We start from the raw sequence: 26,250 nt of genomic DNA, 5'->3' as shown, positions 1-26,250 counted from the left end.
GATGCGCTCGCCGGGAACGCACGAACGGCCCAGTCCGAGGACTGGGCCGTTCGTGCTGGCGGATGCGCGCATCCGCCTGAGCTCTGCAGCTCGCGACAGACTAGATCGCGTTGACGTCCAGCGGGATGCCGGGGCCGAAGGTCGTCGAGACGACAGCCTTCTGGATGTAGCGACCCTTCGAGCTCGACGGCTTGAGGCGGACGACCTCGTCGAGGGCTGCGCGGAGGTTCTCTCCGAGCTGCTCCGACGTGAACGCCGACTTGCCGACGATGAAGTGCACGTTGGAGTGCTTGTCGACGCGGAACTCGATCTTTCCGCCCTTGATCTCGGTGACAGCCTTCGCCGGGTCGGTCGTGACCGTTCCGGTCTTCGGGTTCGGCATGAGGCCACGGGGTCCGAGGACCTTTCCGAGGCGTCCGACCTTGCCCATGAGGTCAGGGGTGGCGACTGCGGAGTCGAAGTCGGTCCAGCCGTCTGCAACGCGAGCGATGAGCTCGTCGCCGCCGACCTCGTCGGCGCCAGCAGCGATAGCCGCCTCAGCCTTGTCACCCGTCGCGAAGACGATGACCTTGGCCGTCTTGCCGGTGCCGTTGGGCAGGCTGACGGTGCCACGAACCATCTGGTCAGCCTTGCGCGGGTCTACACCCAGGCGAAGAGCGACCTCGACGGTGCTGTTGAACTTGGACGAGCCGGTCTCGCGTGCGAGCTCGACGGCCTCGGCGAGACCGTAGAACTTGTCCTCGCCGATCTTCTCTGCCGCGGCACGGTATGCCTTGGACTTAGCCATGTTGTTCTCCTTCAAGAGTTGCGGTTGCGAGCCTGGCCGGCTCTCCCGCGATGTTCAATGCCGCGCCCGAGGCGCGACGTGTGGTGTTGGGAGCGGGAAGGCCTTAGCCCTCGACCGTGATTCCCATGGAGCGAGCCGTGCCGGCGATGATGCGCGACGCCATGTCGAGGTCGTTCGCGTTCAGGTCGGACTGCTTCGCCTCCGCGATCTCGCGGACCTGGGCGGCGGTGAGCTTGCCGACCTTGGCCGTGTGAGGCGTCGGGGAGCCCTTCTTGACGCCGGCAGCCTTCTTGATCAGCTCGGCAGCAGGAGGGGTCTTCAGGATGAAGGTGAACGAACGGTCTTCGTACACGGTGATCTCAACGGGGATCACGTTGCCACGCTGCGACTCGGTAGCCGCGTTGTAGGCCTTGCAGAACTCCATGATGTTGACGCCGTGCTGACCGAGCGCGGGGCCGATAGGAGGAGCCGGGTTAGCGGCGCCAGCCTGGATCTGAAGCTTGATCAGACCCGAGACCTTCTTCTTGGGTGCCATGTCTTTTCCTTCTTTCGATTCGAACTCCGCGCAGACGCGCGGTGCTCTCCCGGTGGCCCGGCGGTTCCGGACTCCGGTGGTTTAGGGGCAGTCGCTTGCTGGGAGCGAGTGCTAGAGCTTGGTGACCTGGTCGAAGCTGAGCTCGACGGGGGTCTCGCGCTCGAAGAGCGACACGAGCACGGTGAGCTTGCCGCTCTCCGGCTTGATCTCGCTGATCGAGCCGGTGAGCCCCTCGAAGGAGCCCTCCTTGATCGTGATGGTCTCGCCGATCTCGAAGTCGATCTCTGCGATCGGCTGGCGCTTCTGCACGCCACCCTGACCTGAAGCGTTCGCCTTCGCGGGTGCTTCTGCGATCTCGACAAGACTCTTCAGCATCTCAAATGCCTCGTTGAAGCGCAACGGGGTCGGGTTGTGGGCGTTGCCCACGAAGCCGGTGACACCCGGGGTGTGGCGCACGACGGACCAGCTGTCCTCGTTGAGCATGAGGCGCACGAGCACGTAGCCGGGGATGCGGACGCGCGTGACCATCTTCCGCTGGCCGTTCTTGATCTCGACCACGTCTTCCATGGGAACTTCCACCTGGTAGATGAAGTCGCTCATGTTCATGGACTCGGTGCGCTGGTGCAGGTTCTGCTTGACGCGACGCTCGAAGCCGGCGTAGGTGTGGATGACGTACCACTTGCCTGGCTTGAGGCGCAGTTCGCGCTTGAAGGTCTCGTACGGGTCGACGTCAGGGTCTTCCTCGCGAGCCTCGACCTCTTCATCTTCGGTCGCGGCGGCCGCAGCCGCCTCTTCCTCGCTCGTGTCGATCTCGAGGACATCGTTGACGATCGCGTCGACCTCTGGGTCGACGACATCGGCGCCTTCTCCGTCGTCGAGGTCTTCCTCGGTCACGACCTCGTCGGACTCTTCGATCTCGTGGGCCTCTTCGAACTCTGCGTCGATGTCGCGGTCACCCTCCTGGGCCTCTGCGACTTCGGAGTCCTGCTCCAGCGCGGTCTCGTAAAGACCGTTCGGGTCGGCGACGTTCGGGTCTGACACGATTCCTCATCTCGATTGTGTGGTGCGGGGCTGCTCGCCCTTTTCGGTGGAGGCTCGGAAGCCGGAGCGGTGCGACTATTCCGTCGGAACGGGCGTCGCCGCCGGCTCACTCGGGAAGAGCGAGCTGCCCTGACCGAACACCCACGATGCGCCCCACCCGAAGAGCAGGTCGAGCACCGTGACGAGCAACATCATGAAGATGACGAAGACGAGCACGACACCCGTGAACTTGAAGAGCTCGGCGCGGGTCGGTGTGACGACCTTCTTGAGCTCGCCCATGACCTGGCGGAAGAAGAGAGCGATGCGGCCGACAAGACCGCGCTTGGGCTCGGAGCCTCGCTTTGACTCGGCGACGTCGGTCGCTTCGTCGGACTTGCTTGGACTCACGCGCTCTCCCTTTCGATGGTTGAGACCTTCGATGGTGGGCCCCGTAGTGGGTGCGTTCAGCACCGAAATGCAGGGCGGACAGGACTCGAACCTGCAACCTGCGGTTTTGGAGACCGCTGCTCTACCAATTGAGCCACCGCCCTTTGCGTGAACACCGGATGCGTGCATCCGTTCACCCTGATACCGTCTGCAGCCGCTCCATAGGGAACGGTTTCAGGCGCGGTTCAGTATGTCGCTTTCGGCAACCAGGAAAGCATACGACAGGTGCGCGCCGGAAGTCCAACGCGGGTGCAACTCGCGGACGGCGACGCGCCTCCGGACCTAGACTCAAGGCCATGGTTTCCGACTCACGTCTCTCTCCTCGCATCGCCGCGATCGCCGAATCCGCCACCCTCAAGGTCGACGCGAAGGCCAAGGGCCTCAAGGCCGCCGGCCGACCCGTCATCAGCTATGCAGCGGGCGAGCCCGACTTCCCCACGCCGCAGCACGTCGTCGAGGCTGCGCTCGTCGCCGTCAGCGACCCCAAGAACCACCGCTACACGCCCGCAGCCGGCCTGCCGGAGCTCCGCGAGGCCATCGCCGAGAAGACCAAGCGCGACTCCGGCTGGAATGTCCCCGCCTCGCAGGTCATCGTCACGAACGGTGGCAAGCAGGCCGTCTACCAGGCCATCAACACGGTCGTCGGCGCCGGCGACGAGGTCCTCCTCCCTGCCCCCTACTGGACCACCTACCCCGAGGTCATCCAGCTCGCTGGCGGCACGACCGTTCCCGTCTTCGCCGGAGCCGACCAGGAGTACAAGGTCACCGTCGACCAGCTCGAGGCCGCGCGCACGCCCGCCACGAAGGCGATGCTGTTCGTCTCGCCGTCCAACCCGACCGGCGCTGTCTACTCCGAAGAGGAGACGCGGGCCATCGGCGAATGGGCTGCCGAGCACGGCATCTGGGTCATCGCCGACGAGATCTACCAGAACCTCACCTACGACGGCGTCCGAGCCGTCTCCATCGTCGAAGCGGCCCCTGCTGTCGCCGACCGCACCATCCTCGTCAACGGCGTCGCCAAGTCGTTCGCGATGACCGGCTGGCGCGTCGGTTGGATGGTCGGCCCCGCCGACGCCATCAAGGGCGCGGGCAACCTGCAGTCGCACCTGTCGAGCAACGTCAACAACATCGCCCAGCGCGCGGCCATCGCAGCCCTGACGGGGCCGACCGAGCCCGTCGAGGAGATGCGCCTCGCCTTCGACCGCCGCCGCAAGACGATGGTCGAAGAGCTCAGCAAGGTCAACGGCTTCCGCGTCCCGACGCCCGAGGGCGCTTTCTACGTCTACGCCGACGTGCAGCAGCTCATCGGCACGGAGATCGAGGGGCGACAGATCTCCTCGTCGCTGGACCTCGCCGACCTCATCCTCGACGTCGCCGAGGTCGCCGTCGTGCCAGGTGAGGCGTTCGGGCCGTCCGGCTACCTGCGCCTCAGCTACGCCCTCGGCGACGACGCGCTGCTGGAAGGCGTGCAGCGCCTGCAGAAGCTCTTCGCCGGCGTCGAGCTCTAAGCACGCGGCGGCTCGGCACGCATCCGCTCGCCGCGCATCCGCTCGCCGCGCGTACGCTTCGCTGAAGAGGCCAGTTTCACCTCATCCTGACGCTCAGGACGGGGCGGAACTGGCCTCTTCTCGCGGTTCTCGGTCCGCGGGCGCGCAGGGCCCGCGAGCAGGCGTGACTACGGCGTCGTGAAGCTGATCTCGGCGACCTTCTGCGAGATACGCGAGTTGGGGTCGTCGAGCTCGCCGCCCCACGCATTCGCCAAGATGGTGATCTTCGTGCCAGTCGACGGCATGTAGCGGGTCGCCATCATCCCCTCGGACCCGTCCGACCAGCGCAGGCGCTGCGCGAGCAGCTCCAGCTCGTACCCGCCCTGCCCCTTGAGCACCAGCGGCACGGGATCACCGATCGGCTCGGGCTTCGCCGTGAACTGCAGCGAGGCCGAGTTCAGCTCCGACCGCGTCATGTCCTCGTCGCGGTACTCGCTCTTGTGCAGGTTCTCCTGCGCCACCGAGAAGTACGCGCCGGACTGCGGGTCGCTCAGGATGTACAGGTTGGGCTGGCGCTCGGAGACGTCCTGCTCCCAGCCGCCGACAGGCGGGTTCACGACCGTGATGCCGTTCGGGAACACGACGTCCGTCGTGATCGGGATGTACCCGGCGACCGCGTCCTGGGGCGCGGCGGGCATGAGCGTGCTCGTCGGGACGGGCGTCGACGTCGGAGCCTGCGGGTCAGCGCCCCCGACGGGGATGGTGGGGTCGTTCGGCGAGGTGAACGCCATGAAGAGGCCGACCACGAGGGCGACGATCGCGACACCGCTGATGCCGATGCCGACGAGGAGACCGACCGGACGCTTGCGCTGCTTCTGCAGTTCCGGGTCCTCCCCCAGCTCGCGGCGCCTCGGCTGCGCGGCAGTCTGCTGCTGCGGCGCGAACCGGGGCGGCGGAACACCGGCGGGAAGATTCGCGGGAGGCCCCTGCACGAACGGGGGCTGCCCTGGGACACCGGCACCCGGCTGCCCCGGGCCCTGCACAGGACGTGACATCGGAGCCTGCGACGGGAGATTGCCCGGCCCAGGGAAGAAGGCGTTCGCGGGGCGCTGCCCGTTCGCGGGGTACTGGGCCGGCGCGGGGTACTGGGCCGGCGCGGGCGCCTGGCCCGGCGCGGGGAACTGCCCTTGCCCCGGTCCGGCAACGCGCGGTGGTGCGGAGAACTGTCCAGGCACTCGAGGGTGCCCCTGCGGCACGCCAGCCGACGGCACGCCCCACGGGGTCTGCTGACCGGCACCCTGCGCGGGTGGCACGGGTCCACCTCCGCGCGGCCGATCCCGGCGTCGGTCCTGGCCGCCGTTCTGGCCCGGCGGTGGTGTGATGGGCGGTTGCGTCATGCCTGCGAGAGTACCGCCCGCGTCAGGCAGTCGCCTTGGCGCGGGCGGTACTCACCGAGAGAGCTGCGACTCAGTCGAAGATGCGGCGAAGCAGGTTCGTGTCTGCGAGGTCGACGAGCTCGTCACCGCGCCCGGACAGGACGGTGCGCAGGGCGTACAGCGTGAATCCCTTGACCTGCTCCGCTGAGATGGTCGGGGGAATCGACAGCTCCTGCCTCGCCGTCACCACATCGATGAGCGCCGGTCCGTCGTGCGCGAACGCCTCCCGGAGGGCACCCTCGAGGTCGTTCGGGTTCTCGACCCGCTGCCCGTGGATGCCGACCGCCTTCGCGACGTCTGCGAAGTTCGGGTTCTCGAGGTCGGTGCCGTAGTTGACGAAGCCGGCAGCCTTCATCTCGACCTCGACGAAGTTGAGGGAGGAGTTGTTGAAGACGACGATCTTCACGGGGAGCTTGCTCTGCCTGAGCGTGAGCAGCTCACCGAGGAGCATCGCGAGTCCGCCGTCACCCGCGAGCGCCACCACCTGGCGATCGGGGAATGCCGACTGCGCACCGATGGCCTGCGGCACGGCGTTGGCCATCGTGCCGTGGCTGAACGAGCCGATGAGCCTCCGCTGCCCGTTCATCTCGAGGTAGCGGGCGGCCCAGACGACGGGTGAGCCAACATCCGGGATGAACACGGCGTCTTGCGTCGCGAGCTCGCTGACGAGTCGGGCCACGTACTGCGGGTGGATGGGCGTGCGCCCGTGGTCGTTGTCCGCGAGCGAGTCGAGCTCCTTGCGCGCCTTGCGGTAGTGCTTGACGGACGACTCGAGGTGCTTGCCGCTCTTGTCTCCCGCGAGGAGCGGGAGCAGCGCGTCGAGGGTGTCCCCGACGTCGCCGACCAGTCCCAGGTCGAGCGGCGTGCGCTTGCCGAGCTGCTCGCCGCGGATGTCGACCTGGATGATCTTCGCCTTCGATGGGAAGAACTGCTGGTAGGGGAAGTCGGTACCGAGCATGAGGAGCGCGTCGCAGTCCTCGATGGCGCGGTAGCCGGACGAGAAGCCGAGCAGCCCCGTCATGCCGACGTCATAGGGGTTGTCGTACTCGATGAACTCCTTGCCGCGGAGCGCGTGGACGATCGGGGCCTGGAGCGCCTCTGCCGCTGCCAGCAGCTGCGCGTGCGCTCCCTGCGTGCCAGCGCCGCCGAGAATCGTGACCTTCTTCGCCGAGTTGAGGATGTCCGCGGCCCTCGCGAGGTCCTCGTCCGTCGGGCGCACCACTGACCTGGTGGGGAGGATCGGTGCGGACTTGCGCCGCCCGGCGCTCTCCTTCAGGAAGATCTCCCCCGGGATCACGACCACGGCCACGCCCTGCTTCTCGACAGCAGCGCGCATGGCGATCTCGAGCACCCGTGGGAGCTGCTCGGGTACGCTGACCATCTCGCAGTAGACGCTGCTCTCGCGGAAGAGCTCCTGCGGGTGCGTCTCCTGGAAGTAGCCGCTGCCGATCTCGGCGGAAGGGATGTGGGCGGCGATCGCGAGCACGGGCACGCGGCTGCGGTTCGCGTCGTAGAGGCCGTTGATGAGATGCAGGTTGCCCGGCCCGCAGCTGCCAGCGCAGACGGCCAGGTCCCCGGTCAGCGCGGCGTCTGCCGAAGCCGCGAAGGCCGCGGCTTCCTCGTGCCGCACATGCGACCAGGCGACGCGCCCGTTCCGGCGGATGGCGTCGGTGAATCCGTTGAGCGAGTCACCGGGAAGCCCGTAGACCCGCTCGACTCCGGCATCGTGGAGGATATCGACGATCGTGTCAGCGACTGTAGTCATGGCGCGATCTTCTGCCTCGAACCGGGGAGACAGCCGAGCAATCGACAGCCTGTCACCGCGAGACCGTGCTAGGCGTTCCCGCTAGGCCTGGCTGACCCGCACGAGGTTGCCCGAGGGGTCGCGGAATGCGGCGTCGCGCACGCCCCAGAACTGGTCGGTCGGCTCCTGCAGCACCTCGACCCCGCCCGCCGCCTGCACCTTCTCGAAGAGCGCGTCGAGGTCGCTCGTGCGGAAGAGGAGTCCGGGCAGCTCGCCCTTCGCGAGCATCGCGGAGAGCATCTCGCCGTCTTGCTCGGAGCGACCGGCCTTGGGATGGGAGAGCACGATCTCGAGCTCGGGCTGCTCCTGCGTCGACAGGGTGATCCAGCGGAAGCCCTCGTTCGGAACCTCGCTGCGCACCTCGAGGCCGAGGGCGTCTCGATAGAACGCGAGCGCCGCATCCGGGTCATCGGCGAACACGTGCACATGGCTGAGTGAAAGTGTCATGGTCCCGATGCTAGGACCGGCCACCGACATTCACTTCTCGGAAACTGCTCGAAGCCTCGACGACCGGTACGGCAGCCAGTCTCCCGCCCTTCTCGGCGCGCTCATGGACGCGCCTCGGCCGACCCCAGATCTGCGAGGTGCAGCTCGGGATGACGACGCTCTCGCGGTGATCGCGCGCCCGGTAGGCGCTCGGTGACTCCCCCACGATCTCCGTGAAGCGACTGCTGAACGAACCGAGGCTCGTCGCGCCGACTGCAGTGCACGCATCCGTCACGCGCACATCGCCTCGGCGCAGCAGCGCCTTCGCCCGCTCGATGCGCCTCGTCATGAGGTGCGCATACGGGGTCTCGCCGTAGGCCTCCCGGAAACGGCGGCTGAAGTGGGCCGTCGACATGTGCGCCGCCTTCGCCATGGCCGGAACGTCGAGCGGCCGCGCGTACTCGCGGTCGATGAAGTCGCGCGCGCGTCGGAGGCGGCGAAGCTCGTCGAGGTCGGTCGAGGCCATACCTCCAGTATGCGCGGGCGCCGTCGTGGGTTCGGTCACCGAAGTTGGCGGGCCCGCGCCTCCACCGATCGGTGGAGGCGAATCAGCCGGTCGGGCCCTGCCGCTGCGGGCAGGCTCAGTGTTGGATAGGAGCATGAGCACACAGGCAGCCATAGAGGTCACCGACCTCGTCAAGCGCTACGGAGACCGCGACGTCGTCGACGGCCTCTCCTTCGAGGTCCGCCACGGCGAGACCTTCGCCCTGCTCGGTCCGAACGGGGCCGGCAAGAGCACCACCATCGAGATCCTCGAGGGCTTCCGCACGGCGACGTCCGGCAGTGCGCGTGTGCTCGGCCATGACCCGGCACACGGGGACGCTGGATGGCGCGGCCGCATAGGCGTCGTCAGCCAGTCGAGCGCCGACATCGAGCGCTACTCGGCGCGTGAGGTGCTGCGTCACTTCGCGAGCCTCTACCGACAGCCTCGCGATGTCGCCGAGACCATCGAGCGCTGCGGGATCGCGCCGTTCGCGACGCAGCGCGTCGGTCGCCTCTCCGGCGGCCAGAAGCGCCGTGTCGATGTCGCGCTCGGCATCATCGGCAACCCGGAGGTGCTGTTCCTCGATGAGCCGACCACGGGCTTCGACCCCAACGCCCGCCGCGAGTTCTGGGGGCTCATCCAGCAGCTGAAGGGCGAAGGCATGACGATGGTGCTCACGACGCACTACCTCGACGAAGCGGAGCATCTCAGCGACCGAGCCGGGATCATCGCGGCGGGGAAGCTCGTGGAGATCGGCGACATCACGACGATCGGTGGGCCTGCGTCCCGCACTCCGCGGGTGCGCTGGCAGGAAGCCGACGGCCGATGGCGAGAGCAGAAGACCGATGCGCCCGCCCAGCTCGTAGCCGCGCTCGCGGACAGGCTCGGCCCGGAGCCCGCCGGCCTCACCGTCACCCGGCCCTCGCTCGAGGACGTCTACCTCGAGATCATCGGCGAGCATCCGGCCGCCAGCCCGGCGCATCCGGCGCATCCGGCAGCCGACACCCCCGCAGCACTCACTCCCGCACTCCTCGGAGGCACGAAATGACTCAGATCTCAGCACTCGGCACCGCTGGCGACAGCACGCAGGACGCCCCGACGTCTGGGCTGCGCGCGGCAGGCCGCCCGTCCAAGCCCAAGCCCAAGCCCAAGCCCAAGCCCAAGACGACGATCGGCAACGGGCTGCGGCGCATCTCCTTCGAGCTGCGGGGGTACTTCCGTCAGACCGATCAGGTGTTCTTCGTCTTCCTGTTCCCTCTGGTCATGTTCGCGCTCTTCGCATCGATCTTCAGCGGTGAGACGGTCGTCGACGACCCGAGGTTCGCCGACGTGACGATGTCGCAGTACTACCTGACGGGCATGCTCGCGATGGCGATCCTCCTCTCGGGCATGCAGTTCCTCGGCATCGACATCGCCACCGAGAAGCATGAGGGCGGCCTCGCGCGCCTCGGCGCGACCCCGCTCAGCCCCGTCTCGTTCTTCATCGGGAAGATCGGGCTCGTCCTCCTCACCTGCACGGTGCAGCTCGCCCTGCTCATGGCCCTGGCGGTCATCGCGTTCGACATCACGCTGCCGGACTCGGGCGAGCTGTGGACGCGGTTCGCGTGGCTGTCGATCCTGGGCATCTTCTGCTTCGCCGCCCTGGGCATCGCGATCTCCGCGATCCCGCGGTCTGCCAGGTCGGCATCAGCGATCGTGCTGCCACTGGTGCTCGTTCCTCAGTTCCTCTCGGGCATCTACGTGCAGTTCTCGGTCCTGCCCGAGTGGATGCAGCAGGTCTCGAACCTCTTCCCCCTCGCTGGTCTCGTTCGGGGCATGCGCAGCGTGTTCCTTCCTGACGCATTCGCGGCGGCGGAGGTCGGCGGCACGTGGGGCCTCGGCGACGCGGCGATCACACTCGGCGTCTGGACGGTCATCGGTCTCGTCGCGAGCCTGCTGACGTTCCGGTGGAGCCGCGGCCGCAACTAGGTGCGAGCGCAGGTGGGCGTCGTTGTCGGTGGGTCGCGAGAGGATGAGCACGTGATGGATTTCCTGGTTCGCAACGGCCGCTGGTGGCACCTGCTGATCGTGGGCACGGCGCTCGCGAACGCGGTGGTCGCCGGCTTCGTCGCGGTCACGGCCCGGACTGCCGCCGAGCGCGCGGAAGGCCTCATCGCAACGGAGGCACTGCTCCTCATCCCCGTCGTGTGGCTGGTCTTCGGAGTGAAATCCTTCGGGGACCGACGCCGGGGCGCGGCGCTCATCGTGCTCATGACGCTCCTCGTGACGGTGGCGATGGTGCTCGTGCCCTGGACCGGGTTCGTGCAGACCCTCATCTACCCGCTTGTCTGGCTCGTGTGCGTGAGCGCGCGGCGCAGCATCCTCGTCTCGATCGCCATCGCGTTCGGCATCGGCGCCGCGTCGGCGCTCCACAACGGTGTCGAGGAGATCCCGAACATCCTCCCCGGCCAGCTCTTCAGCGTCGCGGCGACCTGCGGTATCGGACTCTCGATCAGCTACGCCTGGCGGGTGGCGGACGAGCGGCGGGAGCTGCTCGAGCAGCTCACCGCCGCTCAGGGTCACGTTCTGGAGCTGTCGCGGCAGAGCGGCGCATCCGTTGAGCGCGAGCGCATCTCCCGCGACCTGCACGACACGCTCGCTCAGACCCTCGCGGGGCTCGCCATGCTCGCCGACAGGAGCGCGAAGGACATCTCCCGCCTGCGCGACGAGGAGGGGGCTGCCGGTGAGGCGGCGCAGGCGGCGCTCCTCGCCCAGGAGGAGCGCGCCGACCTCATCGCGTCGCTTGCCCGCGATGCCCTGGCAGAGGCCCGGGTGCTCATCGCCGAGAACGCGCCGGTGCGGTCGGCCGACCCCGCCGTCGCCACCTTTCCTGATGCTGTCGCGCGCCTCGTCGAGCGGTTCCGGCGGGAGACGGGGGTGCTGGCTGAGGCGCAGATCGAGGTCTCACCCGGCGCTCTCGACCGCGAGAGCGAGGTGGTCCTCCTCCGGTGCGCGCAGGAAGCGCTCTCGAATTCGAGACGGCACGCGCACGCCTCGAACGTGCACCTGTCCGTGACCCCGCTGGGCACCAGCGTCCGCCTGCAGATCGAGGACGACGGCCGCGGATTCGCGCTCGACGCCGAGCCCGCCGGCTTCGGTCTCGCCAGCCTCCGCGACCGCGCAGCGGCCATTGGCGGCCTCGTGTCCATCTCCAGCGAACCGGGCCGTGGCACGATCGTGACCGTGACGATTCCGGCGAGGGCAGGTGACCGCGCGTGATCCGCATCCTGGTCGCCGATGACCACCCCATCGTCCGCGCGGGCCTGGTCGGCATCTTCGAGGACGAAGCCGACATCGAGGTCGTGGCCGAGGCGGCAGACGGCGCCGCGGCGGTGACCCGGGCGCTCGCGACGACACCAGCGGTCGTCGTCATGGACCTCCGGATGCCGGTCACCGACGGCGTCTCGGCGACACGACAGATCCTGGCGGCCCTCCCGAGCACTCGTGTGCTCGTCGTCACGACGTACGACAGCGATGATGCGATCATCGGCGCCATCGAGGCCGGCGCAAGCGGCTACCTCCTCAAGACCGCGAGCGGGGCGGAACTCGTCGAAGCCGTGCGTCGCGTTGCTGCCGGCGAGCTGGCCCTGGCGCCCTCCGTGACCGCGAAGCTGGTCGCGCAGACCCGGGCGGCTGCTGTCGCAGCGTCCGGCGGTCCTGGTACCGCGCATCCGCCCGCCGGTTCGGCCGACGCCGCGCCCGCGCTGAGCGAGCGTGAACTGCAGGTGCTGCAGCTCGTCGCCGACGGACTCTCGAACCCCGAGATCGCGGTTCGCCTCCACATCGGGGAGGCGACCGTGAAGACCCATCTCGGCAAGGTCTTCGTCAAGCTGAACGTCAACTCGCGAGTGCGCGCCGTGACGCGCGGCCTCGACCTCGGCCTGCTCCGGCGAGGTGAGACGCCGGAGCATCCCAGGCGCCAGTCCTAGAGTCGGGGTCATGAAGTCTGCGCGTCGGGCCCTGCTCACCCTCCCCGTGATTGCGGCGGCGGCGCTCGCCCTGAGTGGATGCGCGGACGCGTCCATGCCGACGAGCGTCGCGACCGACAGCTACGGCGGTCTGCCTCCCGAGCACAGCGGCGACGTGGGCGCCGGAGACATGGAGGGGCCGCTCGTGCTGTGGCTCGACGAGGGCAGCTCGATCTCTGTGACCACGTGGGGAAGCTCGGGGTGCCCGGCGATCCTCACCGAGGTCAGCGTGGTGGACGCGCAGACGCTCGACCTGCAGTACGCGGACACCACCGCCTACGCCGACCAGGTGTGCACGGCGGATTATGCGCCGCACACGAGCGAGATCGACCTGCCGGCAGAGATCACGGGCGCGCCGCTGACCGTCGCGGTCAGCTTCGACGGCGAGGAGCCGCGCGCCTCCGTCATGCTCGACTGAGCCCGACACGAAGGGGTCCCGTTTCGGTCGTGCTGAGGTTCACCTCTCATTCGGGTTGCGTCCCTCACCCGAGACACGATTGACGGGCAACCGCGGTATCGGTAGGGTCGCAGCACACGCCTAGCCAGAGAGGAGTCCCGATGATGCGCACGATCACGTTCAGCAAGCAGCCGCCGGTGACCCGTCTGCTGGGCGCCCACATCTCCTAAGCTCCGCGTCGCGGGTGGACTCTGTCCCCACTCAGCCCGGATGCGCCTCGGCACAGGAGCCGAAGCCTCCCCATGCCGCCCCGGCAAGCACCATCGCCGTGCCATGCCCGCGCAGCGCCGCTCCTTCGCGAGCCCCTTCTTCGCACGTCTTCTTCAAAAGAAACGCCTCTCATGCACCACGTCATGACCACCGTCCAGACCCCAACGCCGAGCACCGTGCTCGTCACCTTCGCACCCACCACGACGACGTCCTCGCTGCTCCAGCGCCTGGAGCTGCGAGTCGCTCTGTGGCTGCTCCTGCGCACCGCGCGACGTCAGGACCCCGAGCCGAACCACGCTGAACAGCATCGCCGCCGTCGCAACAGCGCGGCGCGGGCCCAACGCGAGCAGGCTGCGCTCCGCGCCTGGTGCGTACAGTGCATGCACCACTGAATCGAGTCCGAGGGGAACGATTTCAGCACCACTAGGAAAAGCCCCGAAGCGCTGACAGCGCTTCGGGGCTTCCGCCTCACGGGGTCTTGCGGGCTCTAGAGCTCGAGGCCGACGAGGACGGGCTCGTTGACGAGCCGCACGCCGTACTCGGCTTCGACGCGGGCGCGCACGTAGCGGGCGAGCTCCACGATCTGCTCCGCCGTCGCTCCCCCTCGGTTGGTGATCGCGAGGGCGTGCTTCGACGAGATCGCCGCGTTCGAGCCCGGCAGGGAGAACCCCTTCTTCACCCCTGCGTGGTCGATGAGCCAGGCGGCGCTGAGCTTCACGAGCGGCGCGCCGTCCTCGTCCTTGCCCGCGTCGAACTTCGGCATCTCGGGAAGCTCACTCGCGAACGACGAACGCACGATGGGGTTCATGAAGAACGAGCCAGACGAGACGGAGTCCTGGTCGTGCGCATCCAGCACCATGCCCTTCGACGCCCGCAGTCGGACGACGGCATCGCGCACGACGCGCACGGGCATCCGCTCACCGAGGGGCACACCCAGGGCGCGGGCGAGCTGGTCGTAGCGCACGGGTTCGCTCTGGCCTTCCGGCATCTCGACGAGGTCGAGCTCGACGCGGGTGACCACGCCCCGCAGCTCACCGCGTTTGATGGCGGACGTGCGGTAGCCGAGGCTCAGGTCGGCGGCGTTGATCCAGCGCACGGTGTCGAGGTCGGCGTCGTAGAACTCGACGCGCGCGAGCACGTCGGAGAGTTCCTGGCCGTACGCCCCGATGTTCTGCACGGGCGTCGCGCCAACCGAGCCGGGGATGCCGGCGAGGGCCTCGATGCCGCTCCAGTTGCGGGCGACCGCGTAGTCGACGAGCGCCGTCCACGACTCCCCCGCATCGACGCGTACGCGCGCCTGACCGACCTTGTCGACGGGGCCGTCGAGCTGATGGATGCCCCGCGTCACGACGTGGAGGACAGGTTCGTCGATGCGGTCATCGGTCGCGATCGTGTTGGACCCGCCGCCCAGGACAAGCGGCTGCTCGTAGTTCGCGAAGAGCTTCCTGGCAGCGTCGACCAGCTCGTCGCGGGTCGCCGCGGCGACGAGGTTCGTCGCCTCACCGCCCACCTGCGTGGTCGTCAGCTCGGAGAGCCTCGTCACGCGACGATCTCCTCAGGGAGCCCCGCGGGCACCTCGCCCTGGAGGTTGGCGCGCACCTGCGACTTGGCGAGCACCGTCTGTCCGCCGCAGGAGACGACGAGATCGATGCGGCCGATACCGTCTTCACCTGCGAGCTGACCGATTTTCGCGACGATCGACACCTCGGCGCCGTCCTGCGGGTCGACGACGACGGGGCGCGTGAACCGCACCTGGTAGTCGACGACGCGGCCAGGGTCGCCGAGCGCGTCGACGACCGGCTGCAGCGCGACGCCCATGGTGAGCATCCCGTGCGCGAGCACCCCGGGGAGACCGACCTCTTCGGCGATGTCGTCGCGGTAGTGGATGGGGTTGAAGTCGCCGGATGCGCCGGCGTAGCGGACGAGGTTGTCCCGCGTGAGCGTCACCGTGCGCTCCGCGATGACCGTGCCCACCTCGAACTCCGTGAAATCGGGGCGAGGGAGCTTCGCGATGGCAGTCGAATCGGTCATGCGGCTACTCGCTCTCGTTGGGGGTGGCGCGGACGACGAGGGTGGCGGAAGCCGTGACGACCGTCTCGCCCGCGGCATCCGTCAGCACCGTCTCGGCGGTGATCATCGAGTTGCCGCCGAGCGACTTGACGCTCCTCACCTCGAGGGCGGCGCGCAGCTCGTCGCCGGCGACGATGGGGCGCGCGTACGTGAAGCGCTCGTCGCCGTGCACGATGTGCGAGAGCTCGATCTGGGCTTCAGGGTCGGAGAGCAGCAGCTGCAGCCCCGCGTCCTGCAGCACGGCGGGGAACGTGGCGGGCGCGACGAGGTCGGCGTAGCCAGCGGCCTGCGCGGCGGCCACGTCGAAGTGCGTCGGGTGCGAGGCCAGCACGGCCTTCGCGAACGAGCGGATGTGCTCTCGGCCCACGAGGTACGGCTCGGGGAGCTCGTACCGGCGGCCGGCAAGTTCAGGGTTCACAGACACGGTCGCCAGTCTACGGGGCGGCACCGACACTGGCATGAGGCCGCCTGCGCGCAGACCGCCGGGGAGTTCTGCCCTTTTCAGTGTCGGTGGCTCGTTCTAGGGTGCCGATGACGGCGTTCGGGGGAAGGACGCCGCTGCACCAAGTTCATGGGGGTTCCGCCTTGTTACGCACACAACGACCGCCGAGCGGCGCGAGGAAGCCGAGAGCTGCGGCGATGAGGGCCTTCGTCGTCGCGGCCACGCTCACGTCGGCACTCGCCCTCGCCGGCTGCACCGCGCCAGGAGGCTCCGAGGGTGGGACTGACGGGGGCTCGGGGCAGGCCCAGGCCACGCAGGGAGGCAGCGGGCCAGGCGCGACCGGGACGCCCGGCGTCGAGTCGATGGAGAAGGGCGACATCGTCGCTACGCAGGAGGTGACGCTGCCGGGCGACCGCGGAACGGCGACGGTTGAGATCGAGGCGCTGCGCGTCGACGGCCAGGTGCAGACGCTCACGATGTTCGTCACCCCGCATCTCACCGACACGAGCGGCAACGCCGACAAGCTGGACCTCTTCCACTTCCTCGACATGCACAACTTCCGGCCTCGGCTCGTCGACAAGGCCAATCTGAAGGAGTACAGGACGCTCGAGAAGGGTGGCGCGGAGTGGGCGAGCGACCCGCTGGCCACGGAGGCTGGTGACGGCGAGACGTTCAAGGCGTGGGCGGTCCTCGCGGCGCCGGAAGACGGCGCGACGAGCTTCGACGTGACGATCTCCGACATCTACCCGCGCTTCACCGACATCCCGGTGGTCTCGTGAGCACCGTCGGCGCGATCGGCGCGCTGACTCTCGCGACGGTGCTCGCGTTCGGCGGCGCGCATCCGCTGACCGTCGACTCGCCTGACGACCTGCCGGAGCCGACGCAGGAGATGCTCGACGCGTCCGTCACCCGATGGAACCCGGAGGGCTCGGTCACGCAGTGGTCGCTCGACGGCAGCGTCGACGAGCTCTCCAAGGAAGTCGATGAGGGGCCGAACACCGTGGTGACGCTGAAGAGCGACATCCTGTTCGACTTCAACAGCGCCGCCGTGCCTGACACCGCTGGCGTCGCGATCGCCGAGGCAGTCAAGGACGCCCCTCAGGGGGCCGCCGTCACGATCGGTGGCCACACCGACGGCGTCGGCGACCCGGCGTCGAACCTGACACTCTCCCAGCAACGCGCCGATGCCGTGGCCGCGGTCATCCGCGCCGAACGCCCCGACCTGCAGATCACGGCGACCGGCTACGGCGACACGCAGCCGGTCGCCGAGAACACCACCGGCGGCGAAGACAACCCAGAAGGGCGCGCGCAGAACCGCCGCGTCGAGATCACGTACGCGAAGGCCTAGAGCACCACCATGAGCAGAACACGCATGACAGCCCTGGCCAGCATCTTCCTCGTCGGCACGCTCGCGCTGAGCGGATGCTCGCTGCTCGGCGGAGGCACCGACGACGGCACGCAGCAGACCGACGGCACCAACAGCTCCTCGCAGGCAGACGGCTCGCAGGGGCAGGCCTCTGGAGAGCCTGGGGTCGTCGCCTACGACGAGTCGAAGGTCGTCGCGACGCAGGAGGTGACGATGCCGAACGGCCTCGGCACCGCGACGGTCGAGATCTACCCGCTCAGAGTCGAGGGCAAGACGCAGATCATGACGGCGTTCATCACGCCGCACCTGGCGAATGCGGATCCGAGTTCGCCGACGTACACGGACTTCAGGCTGTATGACTTCAACGGCGAGCGCAGGTGGGAACCTGTCCTCATTGACCAGGGGAACCTCAAGCAGTACTCACCCCTTGAGAGCACCGGTCAGGATTTCTGGACCACCGACTACGTAACGGCGATCGGCACTGACGGCGTCCCGATGCCGGTCTGGGCCGTGTTCGCGGCGCCGCAGGACGGCACGACGAGCTTCGACGTGGTCATCGGCGAGAGCTACCCGCGCTTCGAGAACATCCCCGTCGAATAGCGGCCCCGCCCGCCGGGCAGTGCTGCTCGCCCGAGGACGGCTGGATCGCTGCAGCTCGCGCCGTGAGATCTTCCTCATGAACGGGTCATGAACGGTTTATGAACGGCGACCAGTGTCGTACTCACGCCGCAGCGATTGGCGCTGTGGCCTCGAGGAGGTCGGCGAAGATGACACAGGTTCCAGGACGCATTCTGGTTGCCCCCAGCGGGTTCAAGGAGAGCCTCTCGGCAGAGCAGGTCGCGGACGCCATCGCGTCCGGTGTGCGCCGGGTGCTCCCCGGTGCGGTGATCGACCGCGTACCGGTTGTCGACGGCGGCGAGGGGTCGGCGCGGACGCTCGCGGCTGCCACGGGAGGTCGACTCGTCGAGCGCACGGTCACGGGCCCGGTCGGGCACCCGGTGTCCGCCGTCCTCGCCCTCCTCGGGGGTGACGCGAAAGGTACCGCGGTCGTCGAGATGGCCGAGGCCGCGGGGCTCCGCCTCGTGCCGCAGGACCTGCGGGACCCGGGCGCCACGACGACCTATGGTGTCGGTGAGCTCATCCGCGCCGCCCTCGACGAGGGCGCCAAGCGCATCCTCGTCGGCTGCGGCGACTCCGGCACCTGCGATGGAGGGGCCGGCGCGCTGCAGGCACTCGGCGCGAGCATCACGGATACGGCCGGCGCCGAGATCGGTCCGGGAGGCAACTCCCTCGCGGACGTGGCGGCTCTCGACCTCTCCGGACTCGACGGTCGTCTCTCGAGCGTCGATGTCTTCGTCGCCTGCAACCCGCACAACGTGCTCACCGGCCCCCGCGGCGTGGCCCGCGTCTTCGGCCCGCAGAAGGGGGCGACGCCCCAGCAGGTCGACACCCTCGACGCGGCGCTCGAGCGGTGGGCCGGCGTGCTGAGCCGCGACGGCGTGCAGCCGAAGTCGTACGACCTCGCCACGGGCAGCTGCACCGGCGCATCCGGTGGTCTCGGGGCGGGCCTGGCCGGCGGCATCGGAGCGCGCCTCATGCCGCGGTTCGAGGTCATGCTCGACCACATCGACCTGGATACCCTCGTGCGGCAGGCAGACCTCGTCATCACGGCCGAAGGGTCCATCGACGAGCAGACACCTCACGGCAAGGTGCCCGCCGAGGTCGCGCGACGGGCCAAGGAGCAGGGGAAGCCCGTGTTCGCGCTCGCCGGCACCATCGGCCGGCACGCGCGAGACGTGCACGACATCGGCATCGACGCGATCGTGTCGATCGTGCCGCTTCCTCTGACCCTGGAGGAGTCGATCGCCCGCTCGCCGCAGCTGCTCACCGACGCGGCCGAACGCTCCATGCGGCTCATGATGATCGGCTGCCAGCTCGGGCAGGTCGAGCGTTCCGAGCCGGTGCCGCTGCTGCGGAGCGTGTCGTGAGCGCGCGGGCTACGGCCGACCAGGAGCAGGCACACGACCGGGATCAGGAGCGCGAGCCGCGGCAGGAGCTTGGGGCAGAGCAGAGCACCCAGCACCGCAAGCGCTCACCGATCTCCTTCCGCGCGCTCCTCGCCGCTTGGACTCGCCTGCCCATCCGCACGCGCTGGGCCATGGCCCTCATCGCGGTCACCGGGGCAGTGGTCTGCCTCCCCGGCGAGCTCCCGGCGGAGGTGCGGTTGGCACTGTTCGCCTTCGGCTCCGCCACGGTGCTGTGGACGCTGACCGACCTCGAGCCCGGCTACGTCGCGCTCGGCGCTGGCCTGCTGGCATGCATCCCGACGGGGCGCCAGGAGCAGTTCTTCTCCGCACTCGGCAACGACGTCGTGTGGCTCATCATCGGGGCGTTCATCATCGGCGGGGCCACGGCGGGCTCCGGTCTCGCCGCTCGCCTGACGAGCGCGATCGTCGGGCGGGCACGGACGGTGCGCGGACTGATGTGGATGGTCACCGCGGCCGTCGTCCCGCTGTCGTTCCTCGTGCCATCCACCTCGGGTCGCGCTGCCGTGCTGCTGCCCGTCTACCGCTCGCTGACGGAGCGGCTGGGCGACGCGCGGATCGCGAAGGCCCTCGCGCTGCTGATGCCCACGGTCGTGCTCGTCTCGACGACGGCGACGCTCGTGGGCGCGACATCGCACCTCGTCGCCGTCGACCTCCTGCAGCAGACGACCGGCGACACCATCTCCTACCTGCAGTGGGCGCTCTGGGGCGCACCGTTCGGTATCACCGCGAGCGTCGTGGTGTGCGTCGCCGTGCAGGCCCTCTTCCTTCGCCGAGACGAGCGTCGCCGGCCAATCGCGCAGCAGGTGTCCCTGCAGCCGTCAGGGCGGTCGCCGCTCACGCGCGCGGAGCGCATCGTGGCCGCGGTCGTCGGCCTTGCGCTTGTCGGCTGGCTGACGGAGCCGCTGCACGGGCTCGGCATCGCGGCCGTCACGATCATCGCCGCCATTGTGCTCTGCGCCCCGGGCATCGGTGTGATGAAGTGGAAGGAAGGCGTGACCGCGGTGTCCTGGCCGCTTGTGCTGTTCGTCGCCGGGGCGCTCGCGCTCGGCGGAGCGCTTGTGGAGACGGGGGCAGGCGACTGGATCATCTCCAGCCTCTTCGCGGTGAGCGACATCGAGGGGCTCACCTCTGCCTTCGCGCTGGTGGTCGTCATCGCGGCGCTCTCAGTCACCGCGCACCTCTACGTCACATCGCACACCGTGCGCGCGATCGCGCTCATCCCGCCGTTCCTCGCGCTCGCGGCGACGGCCGACCTCTCCCCCGTCGCGGTGGTGTTCATCGTGAGCATCGGCCTCGACTACTGCCTCACGCTGCCGGTCAGCTCGAAGGCCCTGCTCGTTTTCACGGATGCCGACGGTGACGGCCAGGGGCTCGACCCGCGCGACCTGCTCCGGCTCTCGCTCGTGGTGCTCCCCGCCTACGTCGCGCTCATGGTCGTCACGTACGAACTCTGGTGGAAGCACACGGGCCTGGCCCTGTAGGCCCGCGCTTCAGCTCGGTGCGGGGACGCTCTCGGGATGGGAACCTCGCTTCGTGCTGGAGAACTTCCCGCAACGAAGCGAGGTTTCCATCCCGAGACCCTGCGGGCGGGGCCCGCGAAGCAGGGCAGACCGAGGCGAGGCTCGCGACTCAGACGGCGACGAGACGCGGCTGAGCGGATGCCGTGGCCACGGCTGCCCCGGACACCGAGGCGCGCGCCTCGGCTGCGCTCGAGAAGAGCGCGCGCTGCGTGAAGTCGAGCGAGTCGAGGGCGACGCGCGAGATCGTGTCCTCGGGAACCGAGGTCCAGCCGGCCGTGTCGATACCCGTCGACGAGAAGACGGTGGTGCCGTCGGCCGCGCGGAGCATGCTGAGCCGGTAGTACTCGTCGGTGTGCCCGTTGGGCAGCGTGGATGCGTCGATGCCGTACCGCGCGAACGTCTCCTCGGTGACGTGAGCGGTGCTCGAGGCGTGGACGACGACGAGCTCGTCCGCGGAGAGGATGGTCGCGTTGAGGCTCGATTCGGGGAACTCGGCGCGCAGCACGCGCACGGCGGCAGCGGCCGCGTCCTCGAGCGAGAGCCCGTCGCGGACGCCCTGGCGCACGAGACCGAAGTACAGCTCGCTGTCGGTGTCGCCAGCGATGGTCGCGCGGATCTCCGGGCGAAGCAGGTCGTCGAAGCGCCATGTGGGAACGATCGACCCGTTGTGCGCGAAGGCGAGGCCATCCGACACGAACGGGTGCGTGTTGACCTTGGTGCGCTTGAAGTCGTCGGTCGCGAGGCGCAGGTGCACGATGCGGGCGTTGGAGGGCGCGTCCGCGAGCAGCGTCGACAGCAGCGGGTCGTTCTGACCCGGCGTCGAGACGCGCAGCGATTCGATCTCGCGCTCGGTCTCGCCGAACCCGGCGGCGAGCCAGGCGGTGCCCCAGCCGTCGTTGTGCACGCTGGTCATGCGCTGGAAGGCGTCGCTGTTCATGTCTCCGATCACCTTCGTGACGGTAGTGTCACGTGGGGCTGCGTAAGCGAGCAGACGGCACATGTGCGAACTCCTTCCCAGTTGTCGAGCTTGCTGTCGGGTGTTGTTCGGAGCCGAGCGGCTCACGAGCATCTGACAATCCTGTGACAGACGTGTCGCCGGGTCCACCTTCGCGACGCTGTATGACGGACGATTGCGGCGGCCTACGCGCTCCCTGCCCGCGGTGCCTGTCCAACATGAGTGCGATGTGCGGCCAAATCGGGTCCGCACGGACGCCGCGGCTTGACGAGACCCGCCTCAGCTCCGCGACGACCTCGCGAAGGCACGACGCAGGGCACTCGCCTTCAGCTCCACTTCGAGCGTCTCGGCCTCCGGGTCGCTCGCGAGCACGATCGCGCCGCCTGCCCCGATCGACCAGCCTCGGGCATCACGAACGGCCGTGCGGATGACGATGCTCAGCTCGGTCGAGCCGTCGGCGCCGAGCACGCCGAGTGCGCCCGAGTAGACGCCGCGGTCGCGGCCCTCGATGTCGCGCAGCAGCTCGACGCTGCGCAGCTTGGGGGCACCCGTCATGGACCCGCCGGGAAAGAGCGCCCGCACGACGTCGAGCGGCGGCACGCCAGGCGCCGAGCCGCGAACCGTGGTCACGAGCTGGTGCACGGTCGCGTACGACTCGACGGCCATGAGGCTCGGCACGTGGACGGTGCCGGGCGCGCAGACGCGGCCGAGGTCGTTGCGCAGCAGGTCGACGATCATGAGGTTCTCGGCGAAGACCTTCGGGTCGTTCGCGAGCTCGCGGGCGGCTGCCGCATCGAGCAGCGGGTCGGATGCGCGGGCGGTGGTGCCCTTGATGGGCTTCGTCTCGTAGTCGCCGTCTGAGGTGCCACGCAGGAACCGCTCTGGCGAGGCGCTCACGATCGCGCCGCCGTCGAACTCGAGCAGCGCGGCGTAGGGGGCCGGGTCGGAGGCGCGGAGCTCGAGGAACAGATCGAGCGGGTCCGGGTCGGCGTCCGGCCTGAACTCGTTGGTGAGGCACAGCTCGTAGGAGTCCCCGGCGAGGAGGCGCTCGCGGCACCGGGCGATGTCGGCGGCGTACTGGGCTCTGGACGTGTGCCAGGTTCCGGCGACGAGGGTGTCCTGGCGGCCAGGGCTGGCGGATGCGCGGGGCGAGCTGGGCACGTCGACGAGCGTCGTTCGAGGCTTGGCATCGAGCGCGTCGCGAACGACTTCCGCGAAGCTGTCTGCCGCTGGTTCCGCGAGCGCGAGGGTCGAGGCCGTCGCGACGACCGTGACCGCGCCGGTCGCGCGGTCGACGATGACGGCGCGGCGCGGGTCGAGCCACCACGCGTCCGGGAGGTCGGGCTCGGCGGCGTCACCCCGTGGGGGCAGCGCACCGAGCATCCGGACGCCGAGTTCGTAGCCGAAGTAGCCGAGCAGTCCGCCGCGGAACGCGAGGCCCTCGCCGCCGACGGGGAGCCTCCGCTCGAGCGTCTCCTGCACGGCCTCGAAGCTGCCATCGCCGAACAGCCGCAGCACTCGGGCCGGTTCGCTCGCCGTGCCTCCGTCCGAGATGGCGGCGTCGTCCGCGAGGATGCTCCACCGTGCTTGCCTGCCCGCTTCGTCCGGCACATCGACCCACACGCTCGCGGATCCCTGCCGCAGCACGTCACGGTAGATCTGCGTGGCGGCAGCCTCGGCGGCCGCACGCCCGTCGCTCTGCGGCCCGCGCACGACGCGGCTCGCGACGAAGAGGTCGCGCGCCGGCGGAGCGACCGCGTCGGGGCCGTGGGCGGGCGCACCGCCCCGTTCCGGCTCGCGTCCGGCTGGCTCCCCCCGGGGAGGTGCGACCCGGCGAGCCGCATCCACTGCCGCCACGAAGTTCGCGAGCATCTGTCGTCCGTGCTCGCTCGCGATCGACTCCGGATGGAACTGCACACCCCAGACGGGTCTGCCCTCGATCTCGAGGCCCTGCACGACGCCGTCCTCGCTGCGAGCGGTCACCCGCAAACCTGTTGGTAGCGGCTCGCGAACGGCGAGCGAGTGGTAGCGGGTGACCAGCGTGCGCTGAGGGATCCCGGTGAAGGGGCCCGTGCCGTCGTGCTCGAGTGGCGAGCGCCAGCCGTGTCTCGCCTCGGGTGCGGCGACGACCTCGCCGCCGAAGTGGAGGGCGATGCCCTGGTGCCCGAGGCACACCCCGAAGACGGGCAGGTCCACCCCTGGCGCGAGGGCAGCATCCAGCACCGCGGCCGACCCGTCGAAGTCGGCGGCGTTGGCCGGATGCCCTGGCCCGGGCGAGATGACGATCCCTGAGACGAGGCCGTCGGCGACCCAGCCGACGCACCCGCGGATGTCAGCGGGGTCGCCGGCGTCGACGACCCGGACCTCGCGGTCGCTGAGCTCGAGCAGCAGCTGCACGAGGTTGTAGGTGTAGGAGTCGCGGTTGTCGACGACGACGATCACGCGCCGCGCCCGTCAGGCGGGCGGCCGTCGAGGAGCGGCACGGCGCTCGTCTCCTCGAGGCGGGGCCGCCAGCGTCGCACGCGGGCGACGTCCAGGCCGAGGCGGGTGCCGTCGAGCATCGAGACGGGGCTGATGCCGTGGAGCGTGTTGAGGTACCAGAGCTCATCCCACCCCCGGTCTGCGGATGCGGCGAGCGGGTCGGCGAGCAGCTCGCCTTCCACGCGCGGGATGCCCGCCGTGGCGAGCAGCTTCTCGAGCACACCCAACGTGGTTCCCGGAACGCGCCGACTCGCGGCGGGGATCACGAGGGTCTCGCCGCGCCAGCCGACGACGGTGCCATAGGCGGCCTCGGTGATGACGCCGCGATCGTCGACGAGCAGCGCGTCCGCGGCGCCTTGCTCGGCAGCGCTCGCACGGAGCTGCGACAGGGACGGGAAGTCGGGGCCCTTGACGGTCGGCCAGCGGCGTTCGTCGAGGCGCGTCGCCAGCTTCGTGAGCGGCCGCGCCTCCGGGGCCGGCCGCAGGGCGAGCTCGATGAGCACGCGGTCGCCGCCAGCATCGCCCTCGCCGTCGAGGCGTGCCGACAGTCGCGGGAACCATGAGTCGGCGAGGGGCACGCTCTCGAACACGTCGGCCCAGATTCGTCGCCAGTCGGCGTCGATGGTGTTGGTGCCGGCGGGGCTTCCCGACCAGAGCAACGGGTGGGCGGTCGCCGCCTCTCCGAACAGCTCGCCGACGGATCGCTCGAAACGCTCGCGGTGGGCGGCGTGGGCGATGACGCGGCCCGAGTCGACGCGCCACGATTCGACGACGCTGACGGCCGCGGACTCCCGGCCGGCGGCGTCGCTGTCGTCGCGCGCGGCACCTTCGCTGGCTTCGGCTGCACCATGACCCTGCATCGCCCCATTCTGCCCCAGGTGCCGAAGGCGCGTCCTCGACGCCGCAACGGTGTGACCCTGCGCTGAGCACCAGAATCCGTCGGGGTCGTCGAAGGCGAGGGCGGACTTGCGGTCGCTTCCCGCCTGTTTTGATGACCACAACGCCGCCCTCGGTAGCGACTCCGCGAGGGCGGCCATCCGTTGCCCGATGACCTCACGGCTACCAGCGTGACGCAGAATGCTCACATGAGCAGCATGAGCACCCCAACGAACGTCGTCTTCGTCTGCAAGAAGAACGGCGGCAAGTCGCAGCTGGCGGCCGCCCTCCTGCGCGCGCTCGGCGACGAGTCGATCAGCGTCACCTCCGCCGGCACCGCGCCGGGCGGCTCCCTCAACGCCGAGTCGGTGGAATCGCTCGCCGAGCTGGGCATCGACGTCGGCGACGAGCATCCCAAGCCGCTCACCTCGGAGATGCTCGACGACGCCGACCTCGTCGTGGTCCTCGGCGACGAAGCGCAGCTGCCGGACGGCGTGACGGTTCCCGTCGAGCGCTGGATCACCGACGAGCCCTCCGAGCGCGGCATCACCGGCATGGAGCGGATGCGGCTCGTGCGCGACGACATCCGCGCGCGCGTCGCGGAGCTGCACACGCGGCTCCGCGACGCCTGAGCGGACGGCCGCCCGTTCCACCCTCAGCTCACTGAGTCCGCGCAGCTCCATCACTCGCGGAGGTCGCGAAGCTCACGAGCCGAGCCACGTGTCGCGCGAGGATGTCTGTCTCGACGTTGACGCGGTGGCCCACATCGAGCGTGCCGAGCGTCGTCGCGCTGAGCGTCTCGGGGATGAGCGACACCTCGAACCAGTGACCGTCCCCGGGCGCGCCGCTCGAGCCCGCAGCTCCCTCGGCGCTGACGGCCCCGACCGCGCTGACCGTGAGCGACACCCCGGACACCGCCACCGACCCCTTGTCGACGAGCAACCCGGCGTGCACCGGGTCGATGGCGAAGCGGATGCGCCGCCACGCGTCGAAGTGCTCGACCTCCAGCACCTCGCTCGTCGAATCGATGTGCCCCTGCACGATGTGGCCGCCGAGCCGGTCGCCGAGCCGCATGGCCCGTTCGAGGTTCACGGCGTCACCCTCCGCTCTGCCCCCGAGGGTGGATGCGCGCAGGGTCTCCCCCATGACGTCGGCCGTGAAGGCATCGGCGTGCAGCTCGGCGACGGTGAGGCACACGCCCTCGACGGAGATGGAGTCTCCCACCTTGGCGTCGCTCACGCTGAGCGGGCCGCGCACCGTGAGGCGCGCATCCGTGTCGTTCCTGATGATGCTCGTGATCTGGCCGAGCTCCTCGATGATCCCAGTGAACAC

The 26,250-nt window shown here is 69.3% G+C and carries 28 protein-coding genes and 1 tRNA gene; 13 read left to right on the top strand and 16 right to left on the bottom strand.

All coding sequences use genetic code 11. The annotated features are described in order from the left end of the window. Positions 1–100 precede the first annotated feature (100 nt). The 5 genes from rplA to ABVF28_RS04550 form a co-directional block, all read right to left on the bottom strand. Complete coding sequence (gene rplA, locus ABVF28_RS04570; protein WP_068482355.1) at positions 101–787, bottom strand: 50S ribosomal protein L1; 687 nt, start codon at positions 785–787, stop codon at positions 101–103. Positions 788–890: 103 nt separating this feature from the next. Then, on the bottom strand, positions 891–1,322 hold the full coding sequence (gene rplK, locus ABVF28_RS04565; RefSeq protein ID WP_104252140.1) for a 50S ribosomal protein L11: 432 nt from the start codon (positions 1,320–1,322) through the stop codon (positions 891–893). Between the two features lie 111 nt (positions 1,323–1,433). After that, on the bottom strand, positions 1,434–2,363 hold the full coding sequence (gene nusG, locus ABVF28_RS04560) for a transcription termination/antitermination protein NusG (protein ID WP_104312899.1): 930 nt from the start codon (positions 2,361–2,363) through the stop codon (positions 1,434–1,436). Positions 2,364–2,438: 75 nt separating this feature from the next. Beyond that, the gene (gene secE, locus ABVF28_RS04555) at positions 2,439–2,750 is read right to left on the bottom strand and encodes a preprotein translocase subunit SecE (protein WP_104252138.1); all 312 of its coding nucleotides are present in this window, start codon (positions 2,748–2,750) and stop codon (positions 2,439–2,441) included. Between the two features lie 70 nt (positions 2,751–2,820). Further along, positions 2,821–2,893 (bottom strand) — tRNA-Trp (locus tag ABVF28_RS04550). Positions 2,894–3,085: 192 nt separating this feature from the next. On the opposite strand from ABVF28_RS04550, the gene ABVF28_RS04545 reads away from it, so the two are divergent. After that, positions 3,086–4,297, top strand: coding sequence for a pyridoxal phosphate-dependent aminotransferase (locus ABVF28_RS04545; RefSeq protein ID WP_371029635.1), 1,212 nt, complete (start codon positions 3,086–3,088; stop codon positions 4,295–4,297). A 167-nt stretch (positions 4,298–4,464) separates the two neighbouring features. Here the strand turns inward: ABVF28_RS04545 and ABVF28_RS04540 are convergent, their stop codons facing one another. The 4 genes from ABVF28_RS04540 to ABVF28_RS04525 form a co-directional block, all read right to left on the bottom strand. After that, complete coding sequence (locus tag ABVF28_RS04540) at positions 4,465–5,673, bottom strand: hypothetical protein (RefSeq protein WP_371029634.1); 1,209 nt, start codon at positions 5,671–5,673, stop codon at positions 4,465–4,467. Between the two features lie 70 nt (positions 5,674–5,743). Then, entirely contained in the window at positions 5,744–7,477 is a 1,734-nt protein-coding gene (gene poxB / locus ABVF28_RS04535) for a ubiquinone-dependent pyruvate dehydrogenase (protein WP_371029633.1), read from the bottom strand. A gap of 81 nt (positions 7,478–7,558) precedes the next feature. After that, a complete protein-coding gene (locus ABVF28_RS04530) occupies positions 7,559–7,963 on the bottom strand; it encodes a VOC family protein (protein ID WP_179557856.1) in 405 nt (134 codons plus the stop codon). A gap of 10 nt (positions 7,964–7,973) precedes the next feature. Beyond that, complete coding sequence (locus ABVF28_RS04525; protein ID WP_371029632.1) at positions 7,974–8,468, bottom strand: helix-turn-helix domain-containing protein; 495 nt, start codon at positions 8,466–8,468, stop codon at positions 7,974–7,976. Positions 8,469–8,601: 133 nt separating this feature from the next. Here ABVF28_RS04525 and ABVF28_RS04520 point away from each other — a divergent pair, with 133 nt between their 5' ends. From ABVF28_RS04520 to ABVF28_RS04495, 6 genes are all read left to right on the top strand, one after another. Then, a complete protein-coding gene (locus ABVF28_RS04520) occupies positions 8,602–9,534 on the top strand; it encodes an ABC transporter ATP-binding protein (protein WP_371029631.1) in 933 nt (310 codons plus the stop codon). Beyond that, positions 9,531–10,454, top strand: a complete 924-nt coding sequence (locus tag ABVF28_RS04515) for an ABC transporter permease (protein WP_371029630.1) — start codon at positions 9,531–9,533, stop codon at positions 10,452–10,454. Before ABVF28_RS04520 ends, ABVF28_RS04515 begins: the two co-directional genes overlap by 4 nt. Positions 10,455–10,508: 54 nt before the next feature. Next, a complete protein-coding gene (locus ABVF28_RS04510; RefSeq protein ID WP_371029737.1) occupies positions 10,509–11,744 on the top strand; it encodes a sensor histidine kinase in 1,236 nt (411 codons plus the stop codon). Further along, the gene (locus ABVF28_RS04505; RefSeq protein WP_371029629.1) at positions 11,741–12,454 is read left to right on the top strand and encodes a response regulator; all 714 of its coding nucleotides are present in this window, start codon (positions 11,741–11,743) and stop codon (positions 12,452–12,454) included. The genes ABVF28_RS04510 and ABVF28_RS04505 overlap by 4 nt, the downstream gene beginning before the upstream one ends. Before the next feature lie 10 nt (positions 12,455–12,464). Next, a complete protein-coding gene (locus ABVF28_RS04500; RefSeq protein ID WP_371029628.1) occupies positions 12,465–12,911 on the top strand; it encodes a hypothetical protein in 447 nt (148 codons plus the stop codon). A gap of 392 nt (positions 12,912–13,303) precedes the next feature. Further along, positions 13,304–13,552: a hypothetical protein gene (locus tag ABVF28_RS04495; protein ID WP_371029627.1), complete on the top strand. Its 249-nt coding sequence runs from the start codon at positions 13,304–13,306 to the stop codon at positions 13,550–13,552. 95 nt (positions 13,553–13,647) lie between these two features. Here ABVF28_RS04495 and ABVF28_RS04490 read toward each other — a convergent pair whose 3' ends face one another. From ABVF28_RS04490 to ABVF28_RS04480, 3 genes are read right to left on the bottom strand one after another with little or no spacing between them, the layout of a single operon-like run. Further along, positions 13,648–14,703, bottom strand: coding sequence for a UDP-N-acetylmuramate dehydrogenase (locus ABVF28_RS04490; protein WP_371029626.1), 1,056 nt, complete (start codon positions 14,701–14,703; stop codon positions 13,648–13,650). Further along, positions 14,700–15,191 (bottom strand): MaoC family dehydratase, encoded by a 492-nt coding sequence (locus ABVF28_RS04485; RefSeq protein WP_371029625.1) that lies wholly within the window; start codon positions 15,189–15,191, stop codon positions 14,700–14,702. Before ABVF28_RS04485 ends, ABVF28_RS04490 begins: the two co-directional genes overlap by 4 nt. A gap of 4 nt (positions 15,192–15,195) precedes the next feature. Continuing rightward, on the bottom strand, positions 15,196–15,648 hold the full coding sequence (locus tag ABVF28_RS04480; protein ID WP_371029736.1) for a MaoC family dehydratase N-terminal domain-containing protein: 453 nt from the start codon (positions 15,646–15,648) through the stop codon (positions 15,196–15,198). Positions 15,649–15,869: 221 nt separating this feature from the next. On the opposite strand from ABVF28_RS04480, the gene ABVF28_RS04475 reads away from it, so the two are divergent. From ABVF28_RS04475 to ABVF28_RS04455, 5 genes are all read left to right on the top strand, one after another. Next, positions 15,870–16,451 carry a hypothetical protein gene (locus ABVF28_RS04475; RefSeq protein ID WP_371029624.1) on the top strand — a complete coding sequence of 194 codons (582 nt, stop codon included), beginning with the start codon at positions 15,870–15,872 and terminating at the stop codon, positions 16,449–16,451. Next, positions 16,448–17,020 (top strand): OmpA family protein, encoded by a 573-nt coding sequence (locus tag ABVF28_RS04470; protein WP_371029623.1) that lies wholly within the window; start codon positions 16,448–16,450, stop codon positions 17,018–17,020. The genes ABVF28_RS04475 and ABVF28_RS04470 overlap by 4 nt, the downstream gene beginning before the upstream one ends. Before the next feature lie 9 nt (positions 17,021–17,029). Then, entirely contained in the window at positions 17,030–17,638 is a 609-nt protein-coding gene (locus ABVF28_RS04465) for a hypothetical protein (RefSeq protein WP_371029622.1), read from the top strand. Between the two features lie 167 nt (positions 17,639–17,805). Beyond that, the gene (locus ABVF28_RS04460) at positions 17,806–19,026 is read left to right on the top strand and encodes a glycerate kinase (protein ID WP_371029621.1); all 1,221 of its coding nucleotides are present in this window, start codon (positions 17,806–17,808) and stop codon (positions 19,024–19,026) included. Next, on the top strand, positions 19,023–20,567 hold the full coding sequence (locus tag ABVF28_RS04455) for an SLC13 family permease (protein WP_371029620.1): 1,545 nt from the start codon (positions 19,023–19,025) through the stop codon (positions 20,565–20,567). Before ABVF28_RS04460 ends, ABVF28_RS04455 begins: the two co-directional genes overlap by 4 nt. Positions 20,568–20,715: 148 nt before the next feature. Here the strand turns inward: ABVF28_RS04455 and ABVF28_RS04450 are convergent, their stop codons facing one another. The 3 genes from ABVF28_RS04450 to ABVF28_RS04440 form a co-directional block, all read right to left on the bottom strand. Continuing rightward, the gene (locus ABVF28_RS04450) at positions 20,716–21,606 is read right to left on the bottom strand and encodes a class II glutamine amidotransferase (RefSeq protein WP_371029619.1); all 891 of its coding nucleotides are present in this window, start codon (positions 21,604–21,606) and stop codon (positions 20,716–20,718) included. A 234-nt stretch (positions 21,607–21,840) separates the two neighbouring features. Further along, complete coding sequence (locus tag ABVF28_RS04445; protein WP_371029618.1) at positions 21,841–24,003, bottom strand: chorismate-binding protein; 2,163 nt, start codon at positions 24,001–24,003, stop codon at positions 21,841–21,843. Next, a complete protein-coding gene (locus tag ABVF28_RS04440; RefSeq protein WP_371029617.1) occupies positions 24,000–24,902 on the bottom strand; it encodes an aminotransferase class IV in 903 nt (300 codons plus the stop codon). Before ABVF28_RS04440 ends, ABVF28_RS04445 begins: the two co-directional genes overlap by 4 nt. Before the next feature lie 225 nt (positions 24,903–25,127). On the opposite strand from ABVF28_RS04440, the gene ABVF28_RS04435 reads away from it, so the two are divergent. After that, the gene (locus ABVF28_RS04435; RefSeq protein WP_371029616.1) at positions 25,128–25,550 is read left to right on the top strand and encodes a low molecular weight phosphatase family protein; all 423 of its coding nucleotides are present in this window, start codon (positions 25,128–25,130) and stop codon (positions 25,548–25,550) included. Between the two features lie 28 nt (positions 25,551–25,578). On the opposite strand, the gene ABVF28_RS04430 is transcribed toward ABVF28_RS04435, so the two are convergent. Further along, positions 25,579–26,250 carry a riboflavin synthase gene (locus ABVF28_RS04430; protein ID WP_371029615.1) on the bottom strand — a complete coding sequence of 224 codons (672 nt, stop codon included), beginning with the start codon at positions 26,248–26,250 and terminating at the stop codon, positions 25,579–25,581.

This window comes from Pseudoclavibacter sp. JSM 162008 (assembly GCF_041366455.1).
Lineage (GTDB): Bacteria > Actinomycetota > Actinomycetes > Actinomycetales > Microbacteriaceae > Pseudoclavibacter.
The sequence above is the reverse complement of the archived record's forward strand: the minus strand, read 5'-3'. Positions and strand labels throughout refer to the sequence as shown.

Excerpts from the sequence above, each read along its gene's own strand:
- rplA (WP_068482355.1), bottom strand. The coding sequence starts at position 787 with ATGGCTAAGTCCAAGGCATACCGTGCCGCGGCAGAGAAGATCGGCGAG.
- rplK (WP_104252140.1), bottom strand. The coding sequence starts at position 1,322 with ATGGCACCCAAGAAGAAGGTCTCGGGTCTGATCAAGCTTCAGATCCAG.
- ABVF28_RS04545 (WP_371029635.1), top strand. The coding sequence starts at position 3,086 with ATGGTTTCCGACTCACGTCTCTCTCCTCGCATCGCCGCGATCGCCGAA.
- ABVF28_RS04540 (WP_371029634.1), bottom strand. The coding sequence starts at position 5,673 with ATGACGCAACCGCCCATCACACCACCGCCGGGCCAGAACGGCGGCCAG.
- poxB (WP_371029633.1), bottom strand. The coding sequence starts at position 7,477 with ATGACTACAGTCGCTGACACGATCGTCGATATCCTCCACGATGCCGGA.
- ABVF28_RS04530 (WP_179557856.1), bottom strand. The coding sequence starts at position 7,963 with ATGACACTTTCACTCAGCCATGTGCACGTGTTCGCCGATGACCCGGAT.
- ABVF28_RS04525 (WP_371029632.1), bottom strand. The coding sequence starts at position 8,468 with ATGGCCTCGACCGACCTCGACGAGCTTCGCCGCCTCCGACGCGCGCGC.
- ABVF28_RS04520 (WP_371029631.1), top strand. The coding sequence starts at position 8,602 with ATGAGCACACAGGCAGCCATAGAGGTCACCGACCTCGTCAAGCGCTAC.
- ABVF28_RS04515 (WP_371029630.1), top strand. The coding sequence starts at position 9,531 with ATGACTCAGATCTCAGCACTCGGCACCGCTGGCGACAGCACGCAGGAC.
- ABVF28_RS04510 (WP_371029737.1), top strand. The coding sequence starts at position 10,509 with ATGGATTTCCTGGTTCGCAACGGCCGCTGGTGGCACCTGCTGATCGTG.
- ABVF28_RS04500 (WP_371029628.1), top strand. The coding sequence starts at position 12,465 with ATGAAGTCTGCGCGTCGGGCCCTGCTCACCCTCCCCGTGATTGCGGCG.
- ABVF28_RS04495 (WP_371029627.1), top strand. The coding sequence starts at position 13,304 with ATGACCACCGTCCAGACCCCAACGCCGAGCACCGTGCTCGTCACCTTC.
- ABVF28_RS04485 (WP_371029625.1), bottom strand. The coding sequence starts at position 15,191 with ATGACCGATTCGACTGCCATCGCGAAGCTCCCTCGCCCCGATTTCACG.
- ABVF28_RS04475 (WP_371029624.1), top strand. The coding sequence starts at position 15,870 with ATGAGGGCCTTCGTCGTCGCGGCCACGCTCACGTCGGCACTCGCCCTC.
- ABVF28_RS04465 (WP_371029622.1), top strand. The coding sequence starts at position 17,030 with ATGAGCAGAACACGCATGACAGCCCTGGCCAGCATCTTCCTCGTCGGC.
- ABVF28_RS04460 (WP_371029621.1), top strand. The coding sequence starts at position 17,806 with ATGACACAGGTTCCAGGACGCATTCTGGTTGCCCCCAGCGGGTTCAAG.
- ABVF28_RS04450 (WP_371029619.1), bottom strand. The coding sequence starts at position 21,606 with ATGTGCCGTCTGCTCGCTTACGCAGCCCCACGTGACACTACCGTCACG.
- ABVF28_RS04440 (WP_371029617.1), bottom strand. The coding sequence starts at position 24,902 with ATGCAGGGTCATGGTGCAGCCGAAGCCAGCGAAGGTGCCGCGCGCGAC.
- ABVF28_RS04435 (WP_371029616.1), top strand. The coding sequence starts at position 25,128 with ATGAGCAGCATGAGCACCCCAACGAACGTCGTCTTCGTCTGCAAGAAG.